The organism is Streptomyces sp. NBC_01689 (assembly GCF_036250675.1).
In the GTDB taxonomy this organism is placed as follows: Bacteria; Actinomycetota; Actinomycetes; order Streptomycetales; family Streptomycetaceae; genus Streptomyces.
This window is the reverse complement of the sequence record NZ_CP109592.1, coordinates 7,104,465-7,130,760: the sequence shown is the minus strand read 5'-3', so window position 1 is coordinate 7,130,760 and position 26,296 is coordinate 7,104,465. Positions and strand designations below refer to the sequence as shown.

Sequence of the window (26,296 nt, the reverse complement as noted above, 5' to 3'; positions counted from 1 at the left end):
CAGTGACAACGGGGCCTTTTCGAAGGGTTATTCGACGGCCGCCTCCCGGGTCACGGCCTCCCAGGTCCCGGCCTCCCAGGTCCCGGCCTCCCAGGTCCCGGCCTCCCGGGTCACGGCCTCGCGGTCCGTGAACGGGGCTCACCGCAGGGCGTACTTGTCCGTCGCCGCCACCAGCGCGTCCACCACCCCCGTGGCTCCCATGGTGTGCCCCACGTCGTCCACGACGATCAACTCACTGCCGGGCCAGGCCTGGTGGAGCCGCCAGACGACGCCGAGCAGATTCCCGAAGTCGAGGCTGCCCTGGACGATCGTGCCGGGGATGCCCTTGAGCAGGGGCGCGTCCCGGAGCACCACGCCCTCGTCGTTGCCCTCCCCCAGGAAGTGGTCGTTGCCGAAGTAGTGCGTGACGGTCCGGGCGAACCCCGTACGGAACTCCGCGTCCTCGTACCGTGGCACGGAGCGCGGCGGCGCCGGCACGATCGCCGTCTCCCAGTCCGTCCACGCCCGCGCCGCCCGCGCGCGTACCTCTGCGTCGGGCGATTCGAGCAGCCGGTTGTAGGCGGCCGCGAGGTTCCCCGCGCGCTCGTCCTCGGGCAGTCCGGCGAGGAACCGCTCGAAGGCCTCCGGGAAGATCTTCCCCAAGCCCCGGGTCAGCAGGGCCACTTCGGGGTTCGAACCGGTGGCCACGGCGGTCAGCACCAGTTCGGAGACGGCGTCCGGACAGGTCTGCGCGTACCGCAGTCCGAGCACCGAGCCCCAGGACACCCCCCACACCAGCCACCGTTCGACGCCCAGGTGGCGTCGCAGCCGTTCCAGGTCCCCGATCAGGTGCGCGGTCGTATTCACGCTCATGTCGGTGCCATGGTCGCTCGCGTGCGGGGTGGAGCGCCCGCTGCCGCGCTGGTCGAGCAGCACGATCCGGTACTTGGCCGGGTCGCAGTAGCGCCGGTACGAGGGTCCGCAGCCGGATCCCGGACCGCCGTGCAGCATCAGCGCGGGCTTCCCGTCGGGGTTCCCGCAGACCGCCCAGTGGACGCGGTTGCCGTCCCCGACGTCGAGCATCCCCTGGTCGTACGGTTCGATCTCCGGATAGAGGGCCATCGCGTGAGACTAGCCGCCGTCCGGCCGGGTCGGCAGTCCCGCCGCCGAGGCCGCCGTGCGCAGCACCTCCCGCAGCATGGCGGGGGTCAGCCGTCCGGTGAACGTGTTCCGCTGGCTGACGTGGAAACATCCGAAGAGGTCGAGCCGCCCGGGTGACGTGAGGGTGACCCGGGCGCCGTGCGCGAACGCCGGCCGGGGGCGCGGCACCTCCCAGCCCGCCCGGGCGAAGGCGGGCAGCGCGGCCTGCCAGCCGAAGGCGCCGAGGACGACGACCGCGCGGAGGGAGGGCCGCAGCAGTTCCAGTTCGCGCACCAGCCAGGGCCGGCAGGTGTCCCGCTCCTCGGGGGTGGGCTTGTTGGCGGGCGGCGCGCAGCGCACGGGTGAGGTGATCCGGACGCCGTGCAGGGTGAGCCCGTCGTCCGCGCTCACCGCCGTCCCCCGGGAGGCCAGTCCCACCTCGTGCAGCGCCGCGTACAGCACGTCTCCGGAGCGGTCTCCCGTGAACATGCGGCCGGTGCGGTTGGCGCCGTGCGCGGCGGGCGCCAGGCCGACGATCAGCAGGGACGCGTCGGGCGGGCCGAAGCCGGGGACCGGGCGGCCCCAGTACGTCTGGTCGGCGAAGGCGGCGCGCCGGGTGCGGGCCACCTCCTCGCGCCAGTCCACCAGCCGCGGGCAGGCCCGGCACCCGGTGACCCGCGCGTCCAGTTCCGCCAGTTCCGTGAGCCCGGCCAGGTCGACGGGACCCGCGGGACCGGCGGGACCGGCCGGGCCTCCGAGGAGACGGCCGCGACCCGTGAGATCCGTGGCGTCCGGGGGATCGCCGCTGTCCGTCCGACCTCTGTCCATGTCCCCACCGTACGGCCGTGGAGCGCGGTGCTCCCCACCCGCCCAAGGAGTGGGCGCCGTGACGGGAAGCGGGCCGGCCGGGCGACGTCTTCCCAGGAAGTCCCGTGATCCCCGGTGGCTCGGCGCGCGGTCCCGGATGCGGTGCGTCGCGAGGCGGAGGGCCGCCCCCGCACCGTGCGTGTCCGGGCGGTCCGGCGACGCGGCGAGGTGCCGTGGCCGTCGTCGTACGCCCGCCGGGGAACACGGGACAGCCCTTAGAGTCGGGGTATGGCTTCTGAGGGTGCGGACGTCGAACGGGACGACGAGAAGAAGAACGCGGACGGCGGGACGGCGGTCTCCGGCGATCCGGTGGCCGCCGCCGTGGCCGCGCGTCCGGCGGGCGGCGAGAGCGTCCGCGTCGACAGCTGGATCTGGTCCGTACGGCTGGTCAAGACCCGCTCCATGGGCGCGACCGCGTGCCGGGGCGGACATGTCCGGGTGAACGGTGAGCGCGTCAAGCCCGCGTACGCGGTGCGGGTGGGCGACGAGGTCCGCCTGCGGCACGGGGGCCGGGAGCGGATCGTCGTGGTGAAGCGCGTGATCCGCAAGCGGGTCGGGCCGCCCGTCGCGGCCGAGTGCTACGTGGACAACAGTCCGCCGCCCCCGCCCCGCGAGGCGTTCGCCCCGGCCGGTGTCCGTGACCGGGGCGCTGGCCGCCCGACCAAGCGCGACCGCCGCGAGCTGGAGCGGCTCCGGGGGCTCGGTGGTCCCGAGGCCCCCTGACATCAGGACGTCACGGGTCACGTCGTCGAGGGCTCCCCGTCACACCCGGGGAGCCCTCGACGGCGTACAGCGGTCACGCCCTTCGTCGTACCAGCCGGGCCAGCTCGGCGTTGTGACTCCTGCGTGCCCACGCGATCAGCGCGAGCGGCAGGATCAGGACGAGCGGGGTCGCCACGTACGGTCCGTGCACCACGGTGACGTTCACGATGAAGGCGCCGACCATCAGCGCGCTGAGCGCCACCGCCGCGACCGAGGACAGCAGCGGGATCAACAGGGCGACGCCACCGGCGAGTTCGAGTGTGCCGATGAGGTACATGCCCGTGCTGCCCCAGCCGAGCTTGTCGAAGGACTCGGCCGCCGACGGGTGCGCGATGAGCTTGGGCAGGGCGCTCGCGAACACGTAGAAGAGTCCGAGCACGATCTGCAGGGCGCCCAGCGGAATCCGCGCGCCCCGGCCACGGAGGGTGCGGGAGCGCGACGGGCCGGGGGTGGGGACGGCCGGGGTGGCGGGGACGGTGGTCTCGGACATGGGGGTCTCCTGTGCGAAGCGGTACGGCGAGCTGTCGCAGGGATAGACCGGGCGGGCATCCGGAACTCATCGCCGCCGGCCGGACCGGCCGGCGCCCCGTTCCTGCCCTCCCTCACTCGTCCGAGGGGGGGAACGTCCGAGGAGGCTCCGTCCGAGGGAGGCTCGTTCGAGGGGGTTCTACAGCGCGAACCAGCCGTGCCCGACGTACCAGTGCCCGCCGCCGCGCAGATGGTCCCCCACCGCCCGCTCCAGCGCGGTGCGCCTCGGCAGCTCACGGGTCGGCAGCTCGGGGTCGCCGAAGAGGAACCCGACCGGCACCCCGTCGTCCGGGGTCGTCTCCTGGTACGCCACGCGGAAACGTTTCTGGAAGCGCATGATGTTCGAGTCCGCCGGCAGGTACCGCCCGAGCTGCGGGTCCAGCAGCCAGGAGTGGCACTCCGCCACCTCGTGGCGCTCCTCGGGATAGTGCCGGGCGAAGAACTCCCGTGCCAGGGCGAGCGACCGCTCGCACGCGGCGGGTGACAGCGGTCCGCGGAAGTCGGCTATGTGCAGGCTCAGACAGGGGTCGCCCGGCCCGGCGCCGAGGCCCGCCGCCACGACGGCACGGCCGGTGCGCCGACCGAGCCGGGCCCGCTGGAACTGCAGCCGGCCCAGCTGGAACAGCTCGCCGTGGAAGTGCAGGGCGATCCACCAGGGGAACAGCAGCCCCGGTGTGCCGAGCCGTCTGCGGTGCACCGCCACCTGCCGCCCCAGGTCCGCGAGGGTGCGCCGGGACACGTCGTCGGGGATGCCGCGAGCGCGGTGGTGGGCGCGGACGTACGGGAGCGCCGCGACGAAGACGTACAGGTGGAAGCAGCGGCCGAGGGCTCCCGTCGAGGCGGGGAACGCGGGCGGTTCCCAGCCCTTCCCGATCTCCCCCATGTCCCGTACGAAGCGGGCGACGCACCGTGCGAGCAGCGTCGTCGCCTCCGGGTCCGCCGCCAGCCGGGTGCGCAGCGCGACGAGCTCGTTGACGTGTTCGTGCGCCACCGCCAGGTCGAGCAGGACGTCCGCCAGCTCGTCCGCGTCGGGCAGCACCGCTTCCTCCCGGGGCAAGGCCTCGCTCTCCAGGTCCCTCAGCCACTCGGCGAGTCTCGCGTCCGCCCGCAGCGCCTCCAGCAGCACTGTCGCCTCCCCCGTCGGTCCGGCCCTCGTCCCTTTGGTGAACGTGCACGACGAGAGTACGTTTTCCGGTAGGAACGATGGTCCGGGAACGGTGATCCCGATGCGTACAGGCAGTGAACCCACGACAGCGCGCAGTGCCCTGCGGATGCGCTTCTGGCTGAGTGCCTGGGGCCTGGTGTGGGCGGTCTTCGGAACGGCCGCGTTCTCGCTCGCCGGGCGCCCCGGATGGGCCGCCGCGTGCGGTGTGCTGTGGCTGGTGGCCACCGTGGACATGACCATGATCCTGTGGCACATCCACCAGGGCCCGCACTACCAGCCGAGCCGTGACATCCCCCCGTACCGGCCTCCGGAGCACCGCTCGTAGGACCGCCGGCCGGCGTCACCGTGGTGCCGCGGGACCGGTGGGCGACGCGGGCCGAGGAGCCGACGCGCGGGCCTAGGAGTCGAAGCGGGCGGCCCGCAGATACTGCGGGTTGGGATCGAGCGCCGCCGCCAGCCGGAAGTGCCGCTTGGCCTGCTCGGGGCGGAGCTGGCGCTCGTAGGTGCGCGCGAGCGCGAAGTGCGCGAACGCGTTGTCCGGCTCACGCTCCAGCACGATCGTGAACTCCAGCTCAGCGGGACGCAGTTGCGCGGCGGCGAAGAAGGCGCGGGCGCGCAGCAGGCGGGCCGCGGTGTTCTCCGGATGCGCGGCGATCACCGGGTCGAGCAGCTTCACCGCACCCCGCGGGTCACGCGCGGCGAGCAGCTGTTCGGCGGCACGGAAGTCGATGACATGTGTCTCCGGAGTACGTCCGGTCGATCCGCTGGTCTCGGGCACGGCTCACTCCTTCCCTCGCTCCAAGGGTTCAACGCCCCCGACGAGGGCCGCTATTCCTCACGGGCGTGCGCCCGGCGCACCAGATCGGCCCACACCTCCGCCACGCGCCGCCTCAGCTGCTCCAGGGGTACGTCGTTGTCGATGACGACGTCGGCGATCGCGAGGCGCTGCTCGCGGTCGGCCTGCGCGGCCATGCGGGCACGGGCGTCGGCCTCGGTCATGCCGCGCAGCCGCACCAGGCGGTCGAGCTGGGTCTCGGGGGCGGCGTCCACGACGATCACGAGGTCGTACAGCGCCCCGAGGGAGTTCTCGGCGAGGAGGGGGACGTCGTGGACGACCACGGAACCGGGGTCCGCGGCACTCTCCAGGGCGCGGGACCTGGCCCCCACCAGGGGGTGCACGATCGAGTTCAGGACGGCGAGTCTCGCGGGGTCGGCGAAGACGATCGCGCCCAGTGCGGGGCGGTCCAGGGTGCCGTCCGGTGCGAGGACCTCCGTGCCGAAGGCCTCGACGACCGCCGCGAGGCCGGGAGTTCCGGGTTCGACGACCTCTCGCGCGATCCGGTCCGCGTCGACCAGTACCGCGCCGTGCTCGACGAGGAGTCGCGACACCTCGCTCTTGCCGGCGCCGATACCGCCGGTCAGGCCCACCTTCAACATGCCGGAAAGCCTAGGGCCTGCCTCCGGCGCGCACCGGCGCGCCCCCGGTCCGTCGAGGGCGCTCCACGGCCGGCGCCGTCCGTCGTCCCGTCCGCTATTCGCCTTCGCGCTCCGCGAGGAAGCGCTCGAACTCCAGCCCGATCTCGTCCGCGGACGGGATGTCCACCGGCTCCGCGAGCATGTTGCCCCGTGTCTCCGAGCCCGCCGCGGCGTCGTACTGGTGCTCGAGGCCCTGGACGAGGGAGACGAGTTCCTCGTCGCCCTCCTGGACCTGGCGGTCGATCTCCGTCTGGGTGCGGTGCGCCTCGTTGCGCAGTGAGTGCGCGATGCCGGGAAGCACCAGGCCGGTGGCGCCCGTGATGGCTTCCAGGACGGTCAGCGCGGCGTCCGGGTACGGGGAGCGGGCGATGTAGTGGGGGACGTGCGCGGCGACGCCCAGCACGTCGTGTCCGGCCTCCATCAGGCGGTACTCGACGAGCGCCTCGGCGCTGCCGGGGACCTGCGCCTCGTCGAAGGGGCTGCGGTGACCGGGCACCAGGTCGGTGCGGTTGCCGTGCGGCGTGAGGCCCACGGGGCGGGTGTGCGGGACGCCCATGGGGATGCCGTGGAAGTTCACGGCGAGGCGGACGCCGAGCCTCTCCACGATCTGCTGGACCGCGGCGGCGAAGCGCTCCCACTCGACGTCCGGCTCGGGACCGGCCAGCAGCAGGAAGGGGGCGCCCGTGGCGTCCTGGACGAGCCGCACCTCGATCGAGGGCTCCTCGTAGTCGGTCCACCGGTCGCGCTTGAACGTCAGCAGCGGACGACGCGCCCGGTAGTCCACGAGACGGTCGTGGTCGAACCGGGCCACCACCTGGTGGGGCAGCGAGTCGAGCAGCCGGTCGACGATCTGGTCGCCCGTCTCACCCGCGTCGATGTATCCGTCGAAGTGGTAGAGCATGACCAGTCCGGCCGACTCCTGGGCGAGCGCCATGTCCACCACGGCCAGGCCCTTCGGCTCCCATGCGTACAAACCCTGCGGATCAAGCACTGTGACCGCTCCTCCTCGTGTTCCTACCCCACAACATGGCGCGCGGCACGGGCATTCCCGTTCCGCGCACCGCATCCGTGTCCGCGGCGCCCCCTCCCGCCGCCGGACGGACACCGGAGGCGGTACCCGGGACCCACCGCGCACGCCTTCGCGCCCGCGCCCGTCTCCGTGTACGCGTGCGCTTCCGTGTACGCGGCCGTCTCCGTGTACGGGTCCGCCTCCCCATCGCCTCCGCCGCCCCGTTCGCGTCCGTGTTCGTGAACGCCCCGCCGGGGAGACCGAGTTCGGGACGGCATTCCTCCAGGCCCCGAACCCGTACGGACGGGACCTTCGTCAACGACCCCTCATGGCCGCGCAGTTGCTCGCGACCGCACCGCACGCCCCCTCGCGCACCGCCTTGGTACGGACCTTGACGCGGACTCATGACGCCCTTACGTTCATATGGGCGCCCAAAGTTCACGTACAAGAACAGACTTCTTGCGAACCGACGGGAAGGTCACCCCCACATGCGTATCCGACGCACGCTTCTCCTCCCCCTGCTCGGCGCGGCCCTGGCCACGGGCGGGGTGCTGGCGTCCGCCCCCACCGCCTCCGCGGCCCAGACCATCGAGGTCTCCACGGCCGCCCAGCTGAAGTCGGCGCTCACCTCCGCCGCGCCCGGCGACACCATCCACCTCGCGGACGGCACGTACACCGGCAACTTCAAGACGACGACGGCCGCGGACTCCGGCTCCCGCATCACCCTCACCGGCTCCTCGAAGGCCGTCCTCACCGCGAGCGGCGGCTATGGGCTGCACCTCAACGGCGCCTCGTACTGGACAGTCCGGGGCATCACCGTCACCGGCGGCCAGAAGGGCATCATGATCGACTCGGCGAAGGGCGTCGTGGTCGACACGGTCACCGTCCACGGGCTCGACATGGAGGGCGTCCACTTCCGCAACTCCAGCACGGACGGCGCGATCAGGAACTCGAGGATCTACGACACCGGCAACGACGGCCGGGGCATGGGCGAGGGCGTCTACGTCGGCACGGCCGGCGGGACCTCGGACAGGAGCGACCGCATCGAGATCAGCGGCAACACGATCGGCCCGGACGTGGGCGGCGAGAACGTCGACATCAAGGAGGGCACCACGGGCGCGCGCATCACCGGCAACACCTTCGACGGCAGCGGCCTGACCGGCGCCAACTTCGACGACTCCTGGGTCGACGTGAAGGGCAACGGTGTCCTCGTCGAGAACAACAGGGGCACCGCCACCACGAACGACGGCTACGAGACCCACACCCAGCAGTCCGGCTGGGGTTGCGGCACGGTCTTCCGCGGCAACACCTCGGACCTGCGCGGCGCGTCCGGCGACAAGCAGCTGGCGGTCAACGTCACCAACTACAGCTCCTCCTGCAGGACCACCGTGTACGCGTCGAACACAGTCACGGGCGGGAAGGGGCTCACCAACATCACCGTGACGCCCTGACCCGTACCCGTCCAGGAAGAACGGACCCCCCATGGAAGTGGGCCCGCACCGAATCGGTGCGGGCCCACTTCTTTCAGCTACTGCCTAGCGGGGAGCCTTTCAGCTCTGGCCGCCGGCGAGCTTCTCGCGCAGGGCCGCCAGGGCCTCGTCCGACGCCAGGGCGCCGGAGGTGTCGTCCGACTCCGAGGAGTACGAACCGCCACCGGAGGCGGCCGGAGCCGCGCTGGAGGTGCTGGCACCCTCGGCCTCGGCCTGGGCGTCCGCCTCGCGGGACTTGATGACCTGAGCCTGGTGCTGCTCGAAGCGCTGCTGCGCCTCGGCGTACTGGTTCTCCCAGACCTCGCGCTGGGACTCGAAGCCCTCGAGCCAGTCGTTGGTCTCGGGGTCGAAGCCCTCGGGGTAGATGTAGTTGCCCTGGTCGTCGTAGGACGCGGCCATGCCGTACAGGGTCGGGTCGAACTCGACCGAGGCCGGGTCGGCACCGAAGGACTCGTTGGCCTGCTTCAGCGAGAGGCTGATGCGGCGGCGCTCGAGGTCGATGTCGATGACCTTGACGAAGATCTCGTCGTTGACCTGGACGACCTGCTCCGGGATCTCCACGTGGCGCTCGGCCAGCTCGGAGATGTGGACCAGACCCTCGATGCCCTCGTCCACGCGGACGAACGCACCGAACGGAACGAGCTTGGTGACCTTACCCGGGACGACCTGACCGATCTGGTGCGTACGGGCGAACTGCTGCCACGGGTCTTCCTGCGTCGCCTTGAGCGACAGGGAGACACGCTCGCGGTCCATGTCGACGTCGAGGACCTCGACGGTGACTTCCTGGCCGACCTCGACAACCTCGGACGGGTGGTCGATGTGCTTCCAGGAGAGCTCGGAGACGTGCACCAGACCGTCGACGCCACCCAGGTCCACGAAGGCACCGAAGTTGACGATCGAGGAGACGACGCCGGAGCGGACCTGACCCTTCTGGAGGGTGGTGAGGAACGTCTGGCGAACCTCGGACTGGGTCTGCTCCAGCCAGGCACGGCGGGACAGGACCACGTTGTTGCGGTTCTTGTCCAGCTCGATGATCTTGGCCTCGAGCTCCTTGCCCACGTAGGGCTGGAGGTCGCGGACACGGCGCATCTCGACGAGGGAGGCCGGCAGGAAGCCACGGAGGCCGATGTCGAGGATGAGTCCACCCTTGACGACCTCGATGACGGTACCGGTGACGATGCCGTCCTCTTCCTTGATCTTCTCGATGGTGCCCCAGGCGCGCTCGTACTGGGCGCGCTTCTTCGAGAGGATCAGGCGGCCTTCCTTGTCCTCCTTCTGGAGAACAAGGGCTTCGATCTCGTCACCGACGGCGACGACCTCGTTCGGGTCGACGTCGTGCTTGATCGAGAGCTCGCGGCTCGGGATGACACCTTCGGTCTTGTAACCGATGTCGAGCAGGACCTCGTCCCGGTCGACCTTCACGATGACGCCGTCGACGATGTCGCCGTCGTTGAAGTACTTGATCGTCTCGTCGATCGCGGCGAGGAAGGCTTCCTCGTTACCGATGTCGTTGACCGCAACCTGCGGGGTGGTGGCGGTGGTCTCGGTGCTGCTCGTCATGTGGGAAAGGGCTCCGGTACGGACAGTGAGTCGTAGGTACTGCTTGCGCCAGGAGCCCGTTTCGCTCTGCAGAAGGCCGGACAGCCAAGGAAGCGCCCGTCCGGAACCGTGTTCTCGCGAACACTGCCGGTGGCGCCTCGACAACCGAGGGGACATACATACAGATGCGAGCGCAGCCTGCTACGTCTGAGGTGCGCAGGCCCGCAGCGCAACTTGTAGCATACGGGGGCAGCCGGGCAGGGTCAATGCGCGAAGGCGCACACCCGGGGCGGATCGCCCCAATCCCGGCACAAGACCTGTCCCCTGAGGCCACGCGGGCCCCGGTCGGCCCCTGCCGTGACACCCCCGAGGCGGGTCGAAGGGCCGAGCCCGCAGATTAATACGAGGGAGCCGATCATCCAAGAGTTCGAGCAGTCCGAGCCCGAAGCCACCCGACGCGACGCGGACGTCACCGAGAGCTCCCGCGCCAATCGCGGCTGGTGGGACAGGAACGCGGACGACTACCAGATCGAGCACGGCACGTTCCTCGGGGACGACCGCTTCGTGTGGGGCCCCGAGGGTCTCGACGAGGTGGAGGCCGAGCTGCTCGGCCCGCCGGAGGACCTGAAGGGCAAGGACGTCCTGGAGATCGGCGCCGGCGCGGCGCAGTGCTCGCGCTGGCTGGCGGCCCAGGGCGCCCGCCCGGTCGCCCTGGACCTCTCCCACCGCCAGCTCCAGCACGCGCTGCGCATCGGCGGGCAGGTGCCGCTGGTGGAGGCCGACGCGGGCGCGCTGCCCTTCGCGGACGGCTCCTTCGACCTGGCGTGTTCCGCCTACGGGGCGCTGCCGTTCGTCGCCGATCCGGTGCGCGTGCTGCGCGAGGTGCGCCGCGTCCTGCGTCCCGGCGGCCGGTTCGTCTTCTCCGTGACGCATCCGGTCCGCTGGGCGTTCCCCGACGAACCGGGTCCGGAGGGACTGTCGGTCTCCGCCTCGTACTTCGACCGCACCCCCTACGTCGAGCAGGACGACGAGGGCCGCGCGGTGTACGTCGAACACCACAGGACGGTGGGCGACCGGGTGCGTGACGTGGTCGCCGGGGGCTTCCGTCTGCTGGACCTCGTGGAGCCGGAGTGGCCCGCCTGGAACACCCAGGAGTGGGGCGGCTGGTCCCCGCTGCGCGGGAACCTGATCCCGGGGACCGCGATCTTCGTGTGCCTGCGGGACTGAGGCGGCGTCGCCCTCTTCCCCGGGGGCCTCGTTTTCTCGTTCTCCTTCTCCTTCTCCTTCGTACGTGAGCCGCGCTCCCCGGGTGGGGGACGCGGCTCACGTACGAACAGGGCCGGGGTCGGGCGCGTACGGAACCGCGTTCCCCCCGTACCGGTCGGCGTTCCCCCCGTACGAGACTGGGGGTGTGATCCGTACCGACGCCCTCGACCGGCTGCCCGTCCGCTCCGCCCTGCCCGCGCTGCGTGAGGCCCTGGAGGAGCACGGCACGGCGGTGCTGTGCGCTCCGCCGGGCACGGGCAAGACGACGCTCGTGCCGCTGGTCCTCGCCGGGCTCGTCGGCGGGGGCCCGGCGCGCCGGGTGCTGGTCGCCGAGCCCCGGCGGATCGCGGCGCGGGCCGCGGCCCGGCGGATGGCGTGGCTGCTCGGCGAGCAGGTCGGCGGGAGCGTCGGCTACACGGTGCGCGGGGAGCGTGTGGTCGGGCCGCACGCGCGCGTGGAGGTCGTCACGACGGGAGTGCTCCTGCAGCGGCTGCAACGCGACCAGGAACTCGCGGACGTCGACGTGGTGGTGCTCGACGAGTGCCACGAACGGCATCTGGACGCCGACACGGTGGCCGCGTTCCTGCTGGACGTCCGGGCCACGCTCCGGCCCGGGCTGCGGCTCGTGGCCGCGTCCGCGACGACCGACGCCGAGGGATGGGCCCGGCTGCTGGGCGGGGCGCCGGTCGTCGAGGCGCAGGGGGTCTCGTATCCGGTGGAGGTCGTCTGGGCTCCTCCGCAGCGGCCCGTACGTCCCCCGCACGGGATGCGGGTCGACCCCGCCCTTCTCACCCACGTGGCGTCGGTGGTCCGGCGCGCGCTGGCCGAGGGCGACGGGGACGTGCTGTGCTTCCTGCCCGGTGTGGGGGAGATCGCGCGGGTCGCCGGGCAGTTGGGGGATCTGGGCGGGACCGGCGTGCTGCAGGTGCACGGGCGGGCGCCCGCGGCGGTGCAGGACGCGGTGCTGTCCCCCGGCACCGGCCGCCGGGTGGTCCTGGCCACCTCCGTCGCGGAATCGTCGCTGACGGTTCCCGGGGTGCGGGCGGTCGTGGACTCGGGGCTCGCACGCGAACCGCGGGTCGACCACGCGCGCGGGCTGAGCGCGCTGACCACGGTACGGGCCGCGCAGGCGTCCGGCCGGCAGCGGGCGGGCCGGGCCGGCCGCGAGGCGCCGGGGCGGGTGTACCGCTGCTGGTCCGAGGCGGAGGACGCCCGTCTTCCGCGCCACCCCGCCCCGGAGATCAAGGTCGCCGACCTGACGGCGTTCGCCCTGCAGGCGGCCTGCTGGGGCGACCCGGAGGCGACGGGGCTCGCGCTGCTCGACCCGCCGCCCGGAGGCGCGATGGCGGCGGCGCGTTCCGTGCTGACGGCGGTGGGCGCGGTGGACCCGGCGGGCCGGGCCACGCCGCGGGGGGTCCGCATGTCGCGGCTGGGCCTGCACCCGCGGCTGGCCCGGGCGCTGCTGGACGCGGTGCCCGAGGTCGGCGCGGACCGGGCGGCCGAGGTGGTCGCCCTGCTGAGCGAGGAGCCGCCGCGCGAGTACGGGGACGATCTGGCCGCGGCCTGGCGCGCCGCCCGGCGCGGCGGTGACGCCTACGCGGCGCGCTGGCGCACCGAGGCGCGCCGGCTGCGTTCGGCGGCCCGGGACGCGACGGGGACGGCACCCGCGCACGCGCCGTCGGACGCGCCGCCGGACCGGCGGGGGGACGTGGTACCGGACCCGCCGGGGAACGCGCGGCCCGTCCCGCCGTCGGGCGCGGCGGCATCGGCGTCGCGGCGGCCCTCCGGCACGGCCGCGTCGCCACGGCCGTCGGGCGCGCCCGCCACGGACGGCCGTGGCGCGTCCGCGCGCGGGACGTCCGCAGGTGCCCCGGACCGGGGCGGGCCAGGGGGCCGGAGCGGTGCGGGTGGCCCGGGCGGTCCGGCCGGTGCGGGTGGCCCTGGCGGTAGGGGTGGTGGCCCAGGCGGTGCGGGCGGTGCGGGCGGTGCGGGCGGTGCGGGCGGTGCGGGGGACGATCTCGTGGCCGGGCTGATCGCGGCCCTCGCCTTCCCCGAGCGGCTCGCCCGGGCGCGGGGCGGCTCGTTCCTGATGGTGAACGGGACCCGCGCCGATGTCGGCGACGGCTCCGCCCTGCGGGACGCGCCCTGGCTGGCCGTCGCCGTGGCCGACCGTCCCGTCGGTGCCGGGCACGCGCGCGTGCGGCTCGGGGCGGTGGTGGACGAGGCGACGGCCCGGCGCGCCGCCGCGAGCTTCGCCGCCGAGGGCGAGGAGGTCCACTGGGCCGAGGGCGATGTCGTCGCGCGGCGGGTCGAGCGGCTCGGGGCGGTGGAGCTCGCGGTGCGCCCGCTGGGGAGGGCTCAGCCCGGACTCGTACGCGAGGCCCTGCTGGAGGGGTTGCGGGCGGACGGACTCGGGCTGCTGCGGTGGTCCCCGGACGCCGAGGCGCTGCGCCGGCGGCTCGCCTTCCTGCGGCTGCGTCTCGGTGATCCCTGGCCGGACGTCACCGACGACGCGCTCCTCGCGCGGGGGGACGAGTGGCTGGAGCCGGAGCTGAGCCGCGCGCGGCGGCGGGCCGATCTCGCGCGGATCGACGCCGGGCAGGCACTGGCCCGGCTGCTGCCCTGGGCCACCGGTGACGCCGCCCGGCTGGAGGAGCTCGCGCCGGAGCGGATCGAGGTGCCCAGCGGGTCCAGGATCCGGGTCGACTACGGCGATCCCGAACAGCCCGTCCTCGCCGTCAAGCTGCAGGAGATGTTCGGTCTCCAGGAGTCGCCCGCGGTGGCCGGGGTGCCGGTGCTCGTCCATCTGCTGTCGCCCGCGGGGCGGCCCGCCGCGGTCACCGCCGACCTCGCCTCCTTCTGGAAGGACGGCTACCGGGCGGTCCGGGCCGAACTGCGCGGCCGTTACCCGAAGCATCCGTGGCCCGAGGACCCGGCGTCCGCCGAGCCGACCCGTCACACGAACGCGCGGCTCAGGCGCTGACCGGCTCGGGCCGCGCGGCCCGGGCGGGGGCGGGATCGTCCGGGCGCCGGCCGCGCGCCTCCAGGTAGAGGGAGAGGGAGAGCAGGGCCGCGCCCAGGACCAGCAGACCCCAGGGGAGGTAGGAGGTCATCAGCAGGACCAGGGTGCGGTTGGACTTGACCAGGGCGACGGTGTGCTCGATGTAGTCCTCGCGCATCTTCACGTGCCCGGAGAAGGCGGTCACCTCGGCGCGGCCGCCGAGCAGGGTGCCGCCGCGCAGTTCCTCCTTGTGGATCTCCTCGCCGTAGACCGGCGCGCCGGTGACCGGTTCGACCCAGAACCTGCGGACGGTCGTGTACCAGCGTGTCGTACCGGTCCTGGCGACGGACCGCGCGGTGATGCCCTTCACGGGCATGACCTTGGGGAAGGGGACCTTCGTCCAGGGGATCGTCTGCTCGAAGTAGTAGACCCCGACGCCACGGAAGGTCCGGGTGCCCTCGTAGTGGATGGGGGCCGAGGTGCGGGTCTGCGCGTCGAAGTACTCGTAGTCCCGTTTCTCGGTCCGGAAGGGCCATTTGAACTCGATGCCGTCGCGCCGGACGGGGTCGCCGTCGACCGACTCGCCGGTGGCGTGGACGGGTTCCTGGGTGTGGGCGTCGAAGATGTAGCGCTCGGGGAGCTTGGAGACCATCTTCCCGTCGGGGCCCTGGACGTAGGAGAGGGAGTCCCAGACGACGACGTCGCGGCCCGCCGTCCGTTCGATCCGCTCGGAGGCCTCCACGTTTCCCTTGAGGGTCTGCACGACGGTGACCTCGGGGACCTTCTTCGCCTTCATGGTGGCGTAGTCGAGCAGGGTGGCGTCCTTCGCCTCCAGGACCATGTCCTGGTACTGGCCCGCGGGGATCTTGGCCACCCGTGGGAAGACGTACCAGCGCAGCAGCGGGGACAGGGCCGCGCAGAACACGGCGAGGGCGAGCAGGATCAGGCTGGCCTTGCGGCGCATCTGGACGGCCCTCCCGGCTGGTTACGGATGCGTGGGGACGGTGGTGAGCAGGGGCTTGGGTGACGTGCTGCCGGACGGTGAGCCCACCGCGGCGATGGTGAACACCAGGGCGAGCGCCACGGCGAGCCCGGTCGCGGCGGCGATGAGGGCGCGCATACGGGCCTCCCGGAAACCTGGAGCTGATGCATCGTCAGATCGGGCACGGTAGCAACGGCGGGCCGAGATGAGAACACGTCGCGCACATGACGAGGGCGCCCCTCCGCCGGAAGCGGAGGGGCGCCCTGGTGGCGCGGGGCCACGGGTGGCCGCCGGTGGTCCTGGCGGGGACCACCGGGGCCTTGGTGGGTGGCCGCGCGGTCCCGGTGGGGGCCGCGCGGCCGTGCCCGACTACGGCGTGGCCGAACCGGACGGCGTGGCCGAGGAGGAGGGCGTGGCCGGCGTGGCCGAGGAGGACGGCGTGGCCGGGTCGGACGGCGTCGCGGGGGCGGCCGGGGCCACCGTCAGCTCGACCGTGAGCGTCGCACCGCCCGTGGCGGTGATCCGGAGCAGGAACGTGCCGGCCGTGTCGTCCGCGTACAGCTTGGGCAGTTGGAGCGTGCCGTCGGCGGCGGTCGTGAGGTCCGTGAGGGTGCGGACCGTCTTGCCGTCCGCGTCCTTGAAGTACGGGCCCTTGTCGTTCTCCGTCGCGTCGTCCGCCGACTTCACCAGCGTGGCGGTGGCCGCGACCTTGCCCGCGGCGGCGCCCTTGTAGGTGGCCTTCAGCTGGACCTGGCTCGCGAACTCGCCGCCCGGCACACAGGTCAGTTCGGTGTCGCCGGTGCGGGTCAGGGCGTCGGCCTGGCGCGCGGTGACGGTCGCCGCGTAGTCGAGACCGCTGAGCGTGCGGCCCACGACGGTGGCGCGGACGGTGAACGTGCCGGTCTTCTCGCCCGCCGCGAGCGCGGGCGCGGTGGCCGTGCCCTTGCTGTCGGTGACCACCGTTGCGACGCTCTCGCCGCCCGTGAAGGTGCTGTCCGTGTCGCCGACGATCAGGAACCGGACGCGGACCTTCGCGACCGCCTTGCCCGCCTTGGTCTCGGTGCGTACCGCGACCTTGGTGCCGAAGTCCTGGCCCGCCGTCGCGGTGAGCTTCCCGCTGCCCGCGTCCTCCAGGTGATCCACCGTCTCGGTGGGCGTGGGCGGCGGGGTCGAGGGGGTGGCGGGCGCGGTCGGGCCCGTACCGGGACCCGTCGAGCCGCCGTTGCCCGGCTTGGGGGTGCTGCTCGGCTTCGACTCGGGTGCCGAGGGCGCGGACGGCGACGGGCCCGCGCCGGACGGGGAGTTGTCGCCGCTGCTGTGCGACGGCAGGGTGCCCGTGCCGTCCGGCACCTCGTGGGTGCCCTTGCGGTAGTAATCCAGCCACGACAGCACCGTGTTGAGGTAGGCCGTCGAGTTGTTGTAGCTCAGGATCGCCGCGTTCATCTGCGCCTGCACGGACAGGTCGCGGTCGGACCTGCACAGGTAGTGGCCGGCCGCGAGCGCCGCGTCGTAGACGTTGTTGGGGTCCTTCTTGCCGTCGCCGTTGCCGTCCCGGCCCGCCCACGCCCAGGTGGAGGGGATGAACTGCATGGGGCCCACCGCACGGTCGTACGCGCTGTCGCCGTCGAACGCGCCGTGGTCGGTGTCGCCGATCAGCGCGAACCCGTTGCCGTCGAGCTTGGGGCCGAGGATCGGCGAGTAGGTCGTGCCGTTCGCGTCGACCCGGCCGCCGCGCGCCTGCCCGGACTCGACCTTGCCGATGGCCGCGAGGAGTTGCCAGGGCAGGTTGCAGCCCGGCTTGGACTCGCGCAGCGAACTCTCGGCCCTCTTGTACGCGTCGAGCACGGTCGCCGGTATCCCGGCCTCGGCCTCGCCCACCGAGACGGGCGTGCCGATGGTCGACGACGGGCTGGGGTTCGGGCTCTTCAGCGGCGGCAGATCGGTGTAGTAGGGCGAGTTGCCGGTCGCCGCGCCGTCACCGCCGCCCTGGCCGCTGCTGCTCGCGTCGGCCGAGGGCTGGGCGCCCGAGGCCTGTCTGCCGAGGCTGTCGGTGGCCACTCCGGGTGCCTGGGAAGCGGAGAGGGCCGCGACCGCCGCGGCGGCCACCGCGGTGGACGCCGCTCCCTTGCGCAGTCTGCCGAAATGCGCCGCCATTGAGTGATCCCCTCCCGTGGACGACCGCCCGCGCCCCGCGCCTTCGCCGACACGGTGACGCAGGTGACCCTACGACAACTTCCGTCGCCGGGGCACCCGTTCGTGCCCGATTTTCACCGGTTGGCCATGTTCGATTGTCCGATGGGACACGTACCCCCACGGCACGGCCTGACCTTCTCATACGTCTCTCATAATGACCCTCGGTGATCATCGGGGGCGGCGCCTTCGAACAACGTCAGTCACAGGGGGATGGTGTGCCCTTCACTCTCAGCCACGCGGCGGCCGTACTGCCCGCGGTGCGGGGCGACGGAAGCGGCCGGGGCCGGCTGGTGCCGGCGGTCCTGGTGGCCGGTTCCTTCGCGCCCGACATGACCTACTACGCGGCGGGCGTGGTCCCCGGCGCGATGGAATTCGGTGTCTTCACGCACTCGTTCACCGGCGTCCTCACCTTCGACGTGCTCGTCGCCTGGGCCCTGGCGGGTCTCTGGCTGGTGCTGCGCGAGCCGTCGGTGGCCCTGCTGCCGCGGGCCCGTCAGGGCAGGGTCGCGGGGCTGCTGCGCTGCGGGACGCCGCGCCGGGAGCCCGACGCGTCCCTGGCGCTGCGGTGGTACGCGTCGGCGGTGCTCGGCGCGCTGACGCACATCGGGTGGGACGCGTTCACCCACCACGACCGGTGGGGGGTGCGGCTGCTGCCCGCGCTGGGCCGGGACGTCGGGGGCACCCCGCTGTTCACGTACGCGCAATACGGCACTTCCGCGGCGGCGGCCGTGGTGATCACGGTCTTCGTGGTCGTCGCGCTGCGGCGGACACCGCCCGCCGAGCCGGTGGGGGTGCCGCCGCTGTCGCGTGCCGACCGGTGGCTCGCGGCCGCCGTGATCGGCGGCTGCGCGGTCCTCGCCGCCGGGCAGCGCGCCGCGCGCCGGTGGGCGTACCGGGGCTCCGTCGGGAATCCGTGGGAACTGGTCCCGACGCTGTGCTTCGGCGCGGGCGCCGGTCTCGCCCTCGGCCTGGCGCTGTACGCCGTCGGGGTCAGGGTGTGGCGTCCGGCTCCGGTTCGTCCCGGGCCGGGAGCCGGGCGTACGGAGCCGAGCCGTCCGGCCGCTCGCTGAGCCCGCCGCGCGGGGCCTGCCCCCGGGCGGGACCGCGCCCCTGCCCCAGACCGCGGTGCACGGCCCGGGCGATCCGTCCGATGGCGCGCGCCCGGTACGCCGTGGTCGGGTTGTCGTGCGACAGGACCACGATGCGGCAGGTCCCGCCGGTGCGGGTGAACGCACCGACACTGCGGACCCGCCAGCCGTGCGCGGGCCGGGGCAGCGGGCCGTTCCCCCGGCGTGCCCGCGCGTCGCCCGGCGTCCCCGCGGGACCGTCCGCGCGGACTTCACCGCGGACGTGGCCGAGCGGGTTCAGTCCATGGACGCGGCTGCGCAGGAAGGAGCCCGTGCCGGTGACCATCTCCGGCAGGCGCAGCGCCGCGATGCTGTCCGAGACGGCGACCAGGGGGTTGAGGACGGCGAGCTCCCACCGGTCCAGCGTGTCCCGGAGCCGCTGCGCCCGGCGCGGGACGGTCTCCCCGTCCGCACCGTCCGCGAAGCCCTCCGGGTCGTACTGGCACTCGCTCGCGAGATCGCAGGTCGGGCCGCTGCCGTCGGCGTGCGCCGGCGGGGCGCCGGTGTCCCGGTACGTGGCCGCCGCGGGCGCCGCTGCCGCCTCGATGGAGCGGGAGGCGGGAGCGGCCGAGCCGGGGGTGCGGCCGGCGCGGCGGGCCGCGGGCGTCTGAGCGGTACTCGCGCCCGCGGCCACCGCGGGGACCGGAACGGACAGCGCCGGGACGGCACCTGCGGGCAGGGCCGGGCGGCGGTGCGGTAGGCGTATACCCATGCCCGCATCCTTGCGGGCACCCTGCGCGGGGGGCGTCTTTGCGGGGGCCACGCGAGTGACGGTCTCTCCGAGGGCCGACCGGGAGACGGTGGGGCGCTGCCCCCGGGTCCCCTGAACGCCCTGGACCCCGGCCCCGGGTCCGGCTCCGGGGTCCCGCGACACCCCCGGAAGGCCCTGTGCTGCTGGACCGTGGCCCTGCGGCCCCGGGGCTCCGGCCTTCGGGTCCTGGATCCTGCGGTCCCCCGGCTCCCGGGCCTCCGGACTCCGAGCCCTGGACCTGCGAGTTCCCCTGCTTCCTGGCTCCTGGGGCTCAGGCCTCCGCGCTCAGGCGTCCGGACCCGGGGCTCCGGTGCTCCGTCCCCCATGGCTTCGCGAGCCTCTGGCCCTGGACCATCGGGGCCCCCGGACCTCTGCGACCCCGGGCTCCGGAGCGAGTCCCGGACTCCCCGTCCTCGGACCACGGAGTTTCCAGGTCGCCAGCTCTCCGGCCCCCTACCGGCGCGGTCAGGGCCGTCGTCGGGGGCCGGGCGGGGTGAGCGTTCGCCTGTCGAGGACGTGACCGGGCGGACCGGTCCCCGTCGCCGGTGGATCCGTCGATGGCGGAGGGCACGTCGTACGGGGCCGGTGTCCGCGACGGACCGGGGTCCCCGCCCGACCACGGCCGACGCCCGACCGTGCCGGTCCCGGTCCCGTGGCGGCTCGGGTCCCCGATCCGCGGCCACCGGGTCCGCGGTCGCCCCGAGCCCCGGTCGCGGCAGGCTAGTGCGCCGCCGATTCCCAGTCGGGGCCCGAGCCGACGGAGACGTCGAGCGGGGCCCGGAGTTCGACGGCGGACGCCATCTCGCGGCGGAGGAGCTCCTCGGTCCGCTCCCGCTCCCCCGGGGCGATCTCCAGGACGATCTCGTCGTGGACCTGGAGGAGCATCCGGGACTTCAGACCGGCCTCGCGCAGCGCCCGGTCGACGTTCAGCATCGCGATCTTCACGATGTCCGCGGCCGTGCCCTGGATCGGCGCGTTCAGCGCCATGCGTTCGGCCGTCTCGCGCCGCTGACGGTTGTCACTGTTCAGGTCGGGCAGATAGCGGCGCCGCCCGAACAGGGTCTCCGTGTAGCCCGTGGCCCGCGCCTCGTCCACGACCCGGCGCAGATAGTCCCGGACACCCCCGAAGCGCTCGAAGTACGTGTCCATCAGGGCCCGGGCCTCGCCCGCCTCGATGTTCAGCTGCTGGGACAGGCCGAACGCCGACAGCCCGTACGCCAGGCCGTACGACATGGCCTTGATCTTGCGGCGCATCTCCGCGTCCACCGCCGAACGCTCGACGGAGAACACCTGGGACGCCACCGTCGTGTGCAGGTCCTCCCCCGAGGTGAACGCCTCCAGCAGGCCCTCGTCCTCGGACAGATGGGCCATCACCCGCAGCTCGATCTGGCTGTAGTCCGCGGTCATCAGCGACTCGAAGCCCTCGCCGACCACGAAGCCGCGCCGGATCGCCCGGCCCTCCTCCGTACGCACCGGGATGTTCTGCAGGTTCGGGTCCACCGACGACAGACGGCCCGTCGCCGCCACCGTCTGGTTGAAGGTCGTGTGGATCCGGCCGTCCGCCGCGATCGACTTGATCAGGCCCTCGACGGTCACCCGCAGCTTCGCCTGCTCGCGGTGGCGGAGCATGACGACGGGCAGCTCGTGATCGGTCTGCTTGGCCAGCCAGGCCAGCGCGTCCGCGTCCGTCGTGTAACCCGTCTTCGTCTTCTTCGTCTTGGGCAGATCGAGCTCCCCGAAGAAGACCTCCTGGAGCTGCTTGGGCGAGCCGAGGTTGAACTCGTGGCCCACGGAGGCGTGCGCCTCCTTCACCGCCTGCTGCACGGCGGCCCCGAACATCTGCTCCATGGCCTCCAGATGCGCCCGGTCGGCCGCGATCCCGGACCGCTCCAGCCGCGCCAGCAGCGCCGACGTCGGCAGCTCCATGTCCCGCAGCAGATCGGCCGCGCCGACCTCCACCAGCTTCTCGTCGAACGCCTCACCGAGGTCGAGGATCGTCCGCGCCTGCGCCATCAGCGCCTCGGCCTCGGCCCCGTCGTCCGTGCCGAAGGCCAGCTGGCCGTCGGCCGCCGCGGCCGGGCCCAGCTCCCGCCCGAGATACTCCAGCGACAGCGCGTCCAGCGCGAAGGAACGACGGCCCGGCTTGACCAGATACGCGGCGAGCGCGGTGTCCATGGACACGCCCTCGACGCTCCAGCCGTGCTCGGCGAAGACCCGCATCACGCCCTTGGCGTTGTGCAGCACCTTCGGCTTCGCGGGGTCGGCGAGCCACCGCGCGAACGCGTTCTCGTCGCCCTCGTCCAGCTGCGCGGGGTCGAACCAGGCCGCGGCCCCCTCCCCCGCGGCGAGCGCGATCTCCGTGACCGAGCCCGCGCCCAGCGCCCACGCGTCGACCGTGGCCAGACCCAGGACCGCCCCGCCGTGCTCCGCCAGCCACGGCTTCAGCTCGCCCGCGCCCAGCACCGCACCGTCCAGCTCGACACCGGCGACGACCGGGGCCGCCGCCTCGGCCTCCTGCGCCCCGGGATCGACCGCGAACAGCCGCTCACGCAGCGACGGGTTACGGATCTCCAGCGTGTCCAGGACCATCGCCACGGCCGTGCGGTCGTACGCCGCGCGCTCCAGGTCCACGACCGCCCGGGGCAGCTCCACGTCCTTCACCATCTCGGTGAGACGACGGTTGAGCCGCACCGCCTCCAGATGGTCACGGAGGTTCTGGCCGGCCTTCCCCTTCACCTCGTCGACCCGCTCGACCAGCTCAGCGAACGAACCGAACTGGTTGATCCACTTCGCGGCCGTCTTCTCACCCACCCCCGGAATGCCCGGCAGGTTGTCCGACGGGTCACCCCGCAGCGCCGCGAAGTCGGGGTACTGCGCCGGCGTCAACCCGTACTTCTCGACGACCTTCTCCGGAGTGAACCGCGTCAGCTCGGAGACACCCTTCGTCGGATACAGGACCGTCGTGTGCTCCGAGACGAGCTGGAACGAGTCACGGTCACCGGTGACGATCAGGACCTCGAAGCCCTCGGCCTCCGCCTGCGTGGCCAGCGTCGCGATGATGTCGTCCGCCTCGAAGCCGTCCACCGCGAACCGCTGCGCGTGCATCGCGTCCAGCAGCTCACCGATCAGCTCGACCTGGCCCTTGAACTCGTCCGGGGTCTTCGACCGGTTCGCCTTGTACTCCGTGAACTCCTCGGAGCGCCAGGTCTTGCGCGACACGTCGAACGCCACCGCGAAATGCGTGGGCGCCTCGTCGCGCAGCGTGTTCGCCAGCATCGACGCGAAACCGTAGATCGCGTTCGTCGGCTGGCCGCTCGCGGTCGTGAAGTTCTCCGCGGGCAGCGCGAAGAACGCACGGTACGCCAGCGAGTGCCCATCCATGAGCATCAGACGCGGACGGCTCGCACCCTCGGTCTTCTCGGTCTTCTTCGATGCTGTTTCTGCCACGCCCCCGATCCTGCCACGCCCCACTGACAGCGCGGACCGTCCGGGACCGGCCGCACCCGTCCCCGGCAGCCCGTGCGAGGATCGAAGAGGTACCGCACACCAGGCACGCGAAGGGGTTCAGCGATGGCCAGCAAGCCGCCCAAGAGCGATCCGGTCCAGGACGCGCCCCAGGTCGAAGGACCGAAGCACGCGGCGGCCGGGCTGCCCGCGATCGGACACACCCTGCGGATCGCCCAGCAGCAGATGGGCGTGCGCCGCACCGCCCTCACCCTGCTCAGGGTCAACCAGAAGGACGGCTTCGACTGCCCCGGCTGCGCCTGGCCCGAGCCCGAGCACCGGCACACCGCGGAATTCTGCGAGAACGGCGCGAAGGCCGTCGCCGAGGAGGCGACCCTGCGCCGGGTCACCCCCGAGTTCTTCGCCGCGCACCCCGTCGCCGACCTCTCCGGCCGCAGCGGCTACTGGCTCGGACAGCAGGGCCGCCTCACCCACCCCATGTACCTGCCCGAAGGCGCCGACCACTACGAACCGGTGACCTGGGAGCGCGCCTTCGACATCGTCGCCGAGGAACTCGCCGCGCTCGGCTCCCCCGACGAGGCCCTCTTCTACACCTCCGGACGCACGAGCAACGAAGCCGCGTTCCTCTACCAGCTCTTCGCCCGCGAACTCGGCACGAACAACCTGCCCGACTGCTCGAACATGTGCCACGAGTCCTCGGGATCCGCCCTCACCGAGACCATAGGCGTCGGCAAGGGCAGCGTCCTGCTCGACGACCTCCACCAAGCGGACCTGATCATCGTCGCCGGGCAGAACCCCGGCACGAACCACCCCCGCATGCTCTCCGCCCTGGAGAAGGCAAAGGCCGGCGGCGCGAAGATCATCAGCGTGAACCCGCTCCCCGAGGCCGGCCTGGAGCGCTTCAAGAACCCGCAGACCCCGCAGGGCATGATCAAGGGCGCCGCCCTCACCGACCTGTTCCTGCAGATCCGCCTCGGCGGCGACCAGGCCCTCTTCCGCATCCTGAACAAACTCGTCCTCGACACGGAGGGCGCCGTCGACCAGGAGTTCGTCGCCGAGCACACCCACGGCTTCGAGGAGTTCGCCGCCGCCGCCCGCGCCGCCGACTGGGACGAGACCCTCACCGCCACCGGCCTCACCCGCGCCGAGATCGACGAAGCCCTCGCCATGGTCCTCGCCTCACGGCGCACCATCGTCTGCTGGGCCATGGGCCTCACCCAGCACAAGCACTCCGTGCCCACGATCCGCGAAGTCGTCAACTTCCTGCTGCTGCGCGGCAACATCGGCCGCCCCGGCGCGGGCGTCTGCCCCGTCCGCGGCCACTCGAACGTGCAGGGCGACCGCACCATGGGCATCTTCGAGCGCCCCGCCCCCGCCTTCCTCGACGCCCTGGAGAAGGAGTTCGGCTTCGCCCCGCCCCGCGCGCACGGCTACGACGTCGTCCGCGCCATCCGCGCCCTGCGCGACGGCGACGCGAAGGTCTTCTTCGCCATGGGCGGCAACTTCGTCTCCGCGTCCCCCGACACCGAGGTGACCGAGGCCGCCATGCGCCGCGCCCGCCTCACCGTGCACGTCTCGACGAAACTCAACCGCTCCCACGTGGTCACCGGCGCCCGCGCCCTGATCCTGCCCACCCTCGGCCGCACCGAGCGCGACCTCCAGGGCGGCGGCGAGCAGTTCGTCACCGTCGAGGACTCCATGGGCATGGTCCACGCCTCACGCGGCCGCCTGGCCCCCGCGAGCACCCACCTGCTCTCCGAACCGGCCATCGTCTGCCGCCTCGCCCGCCGCGTCCTCGGCGACGACTCCCGCACCCCCTGGGAGGAGTTCGAGAAGGACTACGCGACCGTCCGTGACCGCATCTCGCGGGTCGTCCCCGGATTCGAGGACTTCAACGCGCGCGTCGCCGACCCCGCCGGATTCGCCCTCCCGCACGCCCCGCGCGACGAACGCCGCTTCCCGACCGCAACCGGCAAGGCCAACTTCACCGCCGCGCCCGTCGAGTACCCGAAACTCCCCGAGGGCCGGCTGCTGCTGCAGACGCTGCGCTCCCACGACCAGTACAACACCACGATCTACGGCCTGGACGACCGCTACCGGGGCATCAAGAACGGCCGCCGGGTCGTCCTGGTCAACCCGCGGGACGCCCGCGCGCTCGGCGTCGCCGACGGCTCGTACGTCGACCTCGTCAGCGAATGGCAGGACGGCCTGGAACGGCGCGCCCCCGGATTCCGTGTCGTGCACTACCCGACCGCCCTCGGCTGCGCGGCCTCCTACTACCCGGAGACCAACGTCCTCGTCCCGCTCGACGCCACCGCCGACACCAGCAACACCCCGGCCAGCAAGTCCGTCGTGGTCCGTCTGGAACAATCGGCCACCGACTGAGCGTTTGCTCAGGACGTCAGCAAGAGAGATCGACGACGATCGGAGCCGGCCCCCATGGGCGAGCAGAGCCACGTGAAGTTCCCGCAAGAGGTCCTCGACGAGTACGCCGCGCTCGGTGTCGACCTGCCCGCCCTCTTCTCCGCGGGCCACCTCGGCACCCGTATGGGCGTGCAGATCGTCGAAGCCTCCGCGGACCGGGTCGTCGGCACCATGCCCGTCGAGGGCAACACCCAGCCGTACGGACTCCTCCACGGCGGCGCCTCCGCCGTCCTCGCGGAGACCCTCGGCTCCGTCGGCTCCATGCTGCACGGCGGCAGCTCCAAGATCGCCGTCGGCGTCGACCTGAACTGCACCCACCACCGCGGCGCCCGCTCCGGCCTCGTCACCGGCGTGGCCACACCCGTCCACCGCGGGCGCTCCACCGCCACGTACGAGATCGTCATCACCGACGAGGACGGCAAGCGCGTGTGCACCGCGCGACTGACCTGCCTGCTCCGCGACGTGAGGCCCGGCGACGAACAGCACGTACGCGCCCAGGGCTGACCCCCCGCCCCGCACGGCCCCCGGGCCCGGCCACCCGCCCCCTCGGCGGACGGCCGGGCCCTTCGGCCGTCCGCGGACGAACGCGGAGGCGGCACCACGAAGCGACGAGGCCGGACACGGGAGCCGGCCCCGGCCGACCAGCGGCGGCGAGACGGCGGCCCGCCACGACCGCTTCCAAGCGGGCCCGCGAGGACGGGAGTTGCCCCCGGCCCTGTCCGGCGCGCCCCGCACGCGCCCCTCGCACGCCCCCGGCCGCGCCGCCGACATGGCCGCGCGCCCCACCTGTCACTCCCTCACGAATCGCCGGAAGCAACGGAGTTGACGCCCCCTCGCACGGGACACGCCACGAGCGCGCACGGACGCCCGCCGGTACGGCCGAACCCGCACCCGCCAACGCCCCCGAACGGAAGCCGAGTCACACCCCGTCCGCCCCGACTCCCCTCGCGGCATCCCCCGTTGTGACGTCTCCCCCGCTCTCGGGATCATCACCGCTCCGACGGACTTCCCACCCGGACCCACCCCATGCGCCCCTTACCGCGCACCCCAGGACAACCCGGTGGATCACGGCCCGCACCTCCGTGACCGAGCGTCCCGGACTCCCCCTCGGCGCCCAACTCCCCCCGCCCGC

At 72.9% G+C, this 26,296-nt stretch carries 21 protein-coding genes; 8 read left to right on the top strand and 13 right to left on the bottom strand.

The genetic code is table 11. The features are described 5' to 3' along the window. Window positions 1–138 precede the first annotated feature (138 nt). Both pip and OG776_RS30440 read right to left on the bottom strand, forming a co-directional pair. Entirely contained in the window at window positions 139–1,101 is a 963-nt protein-coding gene (gene pip, locus OG776_RS30445; protein ID WP_148013481.1) for a prolyl aminopeptidase, read from the bottom strand. A gap of 9 nt (window positions 1,102–1,110) precedes the next feature. Further along, on the bottom strand, window positions 1,111–1,947 hold the full coding sequence (locus OG776_RS30440; protein WP_148013482.1) for a uracil-DNA glycosylase: 837 nt from the start codon (window positions 1,945–1,947) through the stop codon (window positions 1,111–1,113). A gap of 267 nt (window positions 1,948–2,214) precedes the next feature. Here OG776_RS30440 and OG776_RS30435 point away from each other — a divergent pair, with 267 nt between their 5' ends. Beyond that, entirely contained in the window at window positions 2,215–2,709 is a 495-nt protein-coding gene (locus tag OG776_RS30435; RefSeq protein ID WP_148013483.1) for an RNA-binding S4 domain-containing protein, read from the top strand. A 73-nt stretch (window positions 2,710–2,782) separates the two neighbouring features. Here OG776_RS30435 and OG776_RS30430 read toward each other — a convergent pair whose 3' ends face one another. Beyond that, complete coding sequence (locus OG776_RS30430) at window positions 2,783–3,238, bottom strand: DoxX family protein (RefSeq protein WP_329322861.1); 456 nt, start codon at window positions 3,236–3,238, stop codon at window positions 2,783–2,785. A gap of 177 nt (window positions 3,239–3,415) precedes the next feature. Then, the gene (locus OG776_RS30425) at window positions 3,416–4,402 is read right to left on the bottom strand and encodes an acyltransferase domain-containing protein (RefSeq protein WP_443077295.1); all 987 of its coding nucleotides are present in this window, start codon (window positions 4,400–4,402) and stop codon (window positions 3,416–3,418) included. Window positions 4,403–4,502: 100 nt separating this feature from the next. On the opposite strand from OG776_RS30425, the gene OG776_RS30420 reads away from it, so the two are divergent. Further along, window positions 4,503–4,766 (top strand): DUF6343 family protein, encoded by a 264-nt coding sequence (locus OG776_RS30420; protein ID WP_148013485.1) that lies wholly within the window; start codon window positions 4,503–4,505, stop codon window positions 4,764–4,766. 72 nt (window positions 4,767–4,838) lie between these two features. Here the strand turns inward: OG776_RS30420 and OG776_RS30415 are convergent, their stop codons facing one another. The 3 genes from OG776_RS30415 to OG776_RS30405 form a co-directional block, all read right to left on the bottom strand. Beyond that, window positions 4,839–5,219 (bottom strand): tetratricopeptide repeat protein, encoded by a 381-nt coding sequence (locus OG776_RS30415; protein WP_148013486.1) that lies wholly within the window; start codon window positions 5,217–5,219, stop codon window positions 4,839–4,841. A 50-nt stretch (window positions 5,220–5,269) separates the two neighbouring features. Beyond that, window positions 5,270–5,878 carry a dephospho-CoA kinase gene (coaE, locus tag OG776_RS30410; protein ID WP_148013487.1) on the bottom strand — a complete coding sequence of 203 codons (609 nt, stop codon included), beginning with the start codon at window positions 5,876–5,878 and terminating at the stop codon, window positions 5,270–5,272. A gap of 94 nt (window positions 5,879–5,972) precedes the next feature. After that, complete coding sequence (locus OG776_RS30405) at window positions 5,973–6,908, bottom strand: PAC2 family protein (RefSeq protein ID WP_148013488.1); 936 nt, start codon at window positions 6,906–6,908, stop codon at window positions 5,973–5,975. A gap of 506 nt (window positions 6,909–7,414) precedes the next feature. On the opposite strand from OG776_RS30405, the gene OG776_RS30400 reads away from it, so the two are divergent. Next, window positions 7,415–8,377, top strand: a complete 963-nt coding sequence (locus OG776_RS30400) for a right-handed parallel beta-helix repeat-containing protein (protein ID WP_148013489.1) — start codon at window positions 7,415–7,417, stop codon at window positions 8,375–8,377. Window positions 8,378–8,476: 99 nt separating this feature from the next. Here the strand turns inward: OG776_RS30400 and rpsA are convergent, their stop codons facing one another. Continuing rightward, the gene (gene rpsA / locus OG776_RS30395) at window positions 8,477–9,976 is read right to left on the bottom strand and encodes a 30S ribosomal protein S1 (protein WP_148013490.1); all 1,500 of its coding nucleotides are present in this window, start codon (window positions 9,974–9,976) and stop codon (window positions 8,477–8,479) included. A gap of 336 nt (window positions 9,977–10,312) precedes the next feature. Here rpsA and OG776_RS30390 point away from each other — a divergent pair, with 336 nt between their 5' ends. Together OG776_RS30390 and OG776_RS30385 are read left to right on the top strand one after the other, a co-directional pair. Beyond that, the gene (locus OG776_RS30390; RefSeq protein WP_148013491.1) at window positions 10,313–11,182 is read left to right on the top strand and encodes a class I SAM-dependent methyltransferase; all 870 of its coding nucleotides are present in this window, start codon (window positions 10,313–10,315) and stop codon (window positions 11,180–11,182) included. A gap of 184 nt (window positions 11,183–11,366) precedes the next feature. Continuing rightward, window positions 11,367–14,204: an ATP-dependent RNA helicase gene (locus tag OG776_RS30385; protein WP_329322860.1), complete on the top strand. Its 2,838-nt coding sequence runs from the start codon at window positions 11,367–11,369 to the stop codon at window positions 14,202–14,204. Here OG776_RS30385 and OG776_RS30380 read toward each other — a convergent pair. From OG776_RS30380 to OG776_RS30370, 3 genes are all read right to left on the bottom strand, one after another. Then, a complete protein-coding gene (locus OG776_RS30380) occupies window positions 14,194–15,186 on the bottom strand; it encodes a DUF3068 domain-containing protein (RefSeq protein WP_148013493.1) in 993 nt (330 codons plus the stop codon). The genes OG776_RS30385 and OG776_RS30380 overlap by 11 nt on opposite strands. 21 nt (window positions 15,187–15,207) lie before the next feature. After that, window positions 15,208–15,342, bottom strand: a complete 135-nt coding sequence (locus OG776_RS30375; protein ID WP_148013494.1) for an SPW_0924 family protein — start codon at window positions 15,340–15,342, stop codon at window positions 15,208–15,210. 231 nt (window positions 15,343–15,573) lie between these two features. Next, a complete protein-coding gene (locus OG776_RS30370) occupies window positions 15,574–17,358 on the bottom strand; it encodes a lytic transglycosylase domain-containing protein (RefSeq protein WP_329322859.1) in 1,785 nt (594 codons plus the stop codon). A gap of 254 nt (window positions 17,359–17,612) precedes the next feature. Here OG776_RS30370 and OG776_RS30365 point away from each other — a divergent pair, with 254 nt between their 5' ends. Beyond that, entirely contained in the window at window positions 17,613–18,467 is an 855-nt protein-coding gene (locus OG776_RS30365) for a DUF4184 family protein (RefSeq protein ID WP_329322858.1), read from the top strand. Here the strand turns inward: OG776_RS30365 and OG776_RS30360 are convergent. After that, window positions 18,388–19,236: a hypothetical protein gene (locus OG776_RS30360; RefSeq protein WP_329322857.1), complete on the bottom strand. Its 849-nt coding sequence runs from the start codon at window positions 19,234–19,236 to the stop codon at window positions 18,388–18,390. The two genes, OG776_RS30365 and OG776_RS30360, sit on opposite strands and share 80 nt — an antisense overlap. A gap of 759 nt (window positions 19,237–19,995) precedes the next feature. Further along, the gene (polA, locus tag OG776_RS30355; RefSeq protein ID WP_148013497.1) at window positions 19,996–22,722 is read right to left on the bottom strand and encodes a DNA polymerase I; all 2,727 of its coding nucleotides are present in this window, start codon (window positions 22,720–22,722) and stop codon (window positions 19,996–19,998) included. A gap of 123 nt (window positions 22,723–22,845) precedes the next feature. Between polA and OG776_RS30350 the strand changes: the two genes are divergently transcribed. Continuing rightward, window positions 22,846–25,125, top strand: a complete 2,280-nt coding sequence (locus tag OG776_RS30350) for an FdhF/YdeP family oxidoreductase (RefSeq protein ID WP_329322856.1) — start codon at window positions 22,846–22,848, stop codon at window positions 25,123–25,125. Window positions 25,126–25,179: 54 nt separating this feature from the next. Next, a complete protein-coding gene (locus tag OG776_RS30345; protein WP_148013499.1) occupies window positions 25,180–25,668 on the top strand; it encodes a PaaI family thioesterase in 489 nt (162 codons plus the stop codon). Window positions 25,669–26,296 lie beyond the last annotated feature (628 nt).

What these genes read in the sequence shown, in the direction of transcription:
- pip (WP_148013481.1), bottom strand. Translation starts at nt 1,101, where the DNA reads ATGGCCCTCTATCCGGAGATCGAACCGTACGACCAGGGGATGCTCGAC.
- OG776_RS30440 (WP_148013482.1), bottom strand. Translation starts at nt 1,947, where the DNA reads ATGGACAGAGGTCGGACGGACAGCGGCGATCCCCCGGACGCCACGGAT.
- OG776_RS30435 (WP_148013483.1), top strand. Translation starts at nt 2,215, where the DNA reads ATGGCTTCTGAGGGTGCGGACGTCGAACGGGACGACGAGAAGAAGAAC.
- OG776_RS30430 (WP_329322861.1), bottom strand. Translation starts at nt 3,238, where the DNA reads ATGTCCGAGACCACCGTCCCCGCCACCCCGGCCGTCCCCACCCCCGGC.
- OG776_RS30420 (WP_148013485.1), top strand. Translation starts at nt 4,503, where the DNA reads ATGCGTACAGGCAGTGAACCCACGACAGCGCGCAGTGCCCTGCGGATG.
- coaE (WP_148013487.1), bottom strand. Translation starts at nt 5,878, where the DNA reads ATGTTGAAGGTGGGCCTGACCGGCGGTATCGGCGCCGGCAAGAGCGAG.
- OG776_RS30400 (WP_148013489.1), top strand. Translation starts at nt 7,415, where the DNA reads ATGCGTATCCGACGCACGCTTCTCCTCCCCCTGCTCGGCGCGGCCCTG.
- rpsA (WP_148013490.1), bottom strand. Translation starts at nt 9,976, where the DNA reads ATGACGAGCAGCACCGAGACCACCGCCACCACCCCGCAGGTTGCGGTC.
- OG776_RS30380 (WP_148013493.1), bottom strand. Translation starts at nt 15,186, where the DNA reads ATGCGCCGCAAGGCCAGCCTGATCCTGCTCGCCCTCGCCGTGTTCTGC.
- OG776_RS30375 (WP_148013494.1), bottom strand. Translation starts at nt 15,342, where the DNA reads ATGCGCGCCCTCATCGCCGCCGCGACCGGGCTCGCCGTGGCGCTCGCC.
- OG776_RS30370 (WP_329322859.1), bottom strand. Translation starts at nt 17,358, where the DNA reads ATGGCGGCGCATTTCGGCAGACTGCGCAAGGGAGCGGCGTCCACCGCG.
- OG776_RS30360 (WP_329322857.1), bottom strand. Translation starts at nt 19,236, where the DNA reads ATGGGTATACGCCTACCGCACCGCCGCCCGGCCCTGCCCGCAGGTGCC.
- OG776_RS30350 (WP_329322856.1), top strand. Translation starts at nt 22,846, where the DNA reads ATGGCCAGCAAGCCGCCCAAGAGCGATCCGGTCCAGGACGCGCCCCAG.
- OG776_RS30345 (WP_148013499.1), top strand. Translation starts at nt 25,180, where the DNA reads ATGGGCGAGCAGAGCCACGTGAAGTTCCCGCAAGAGGTCCTCGACGAG.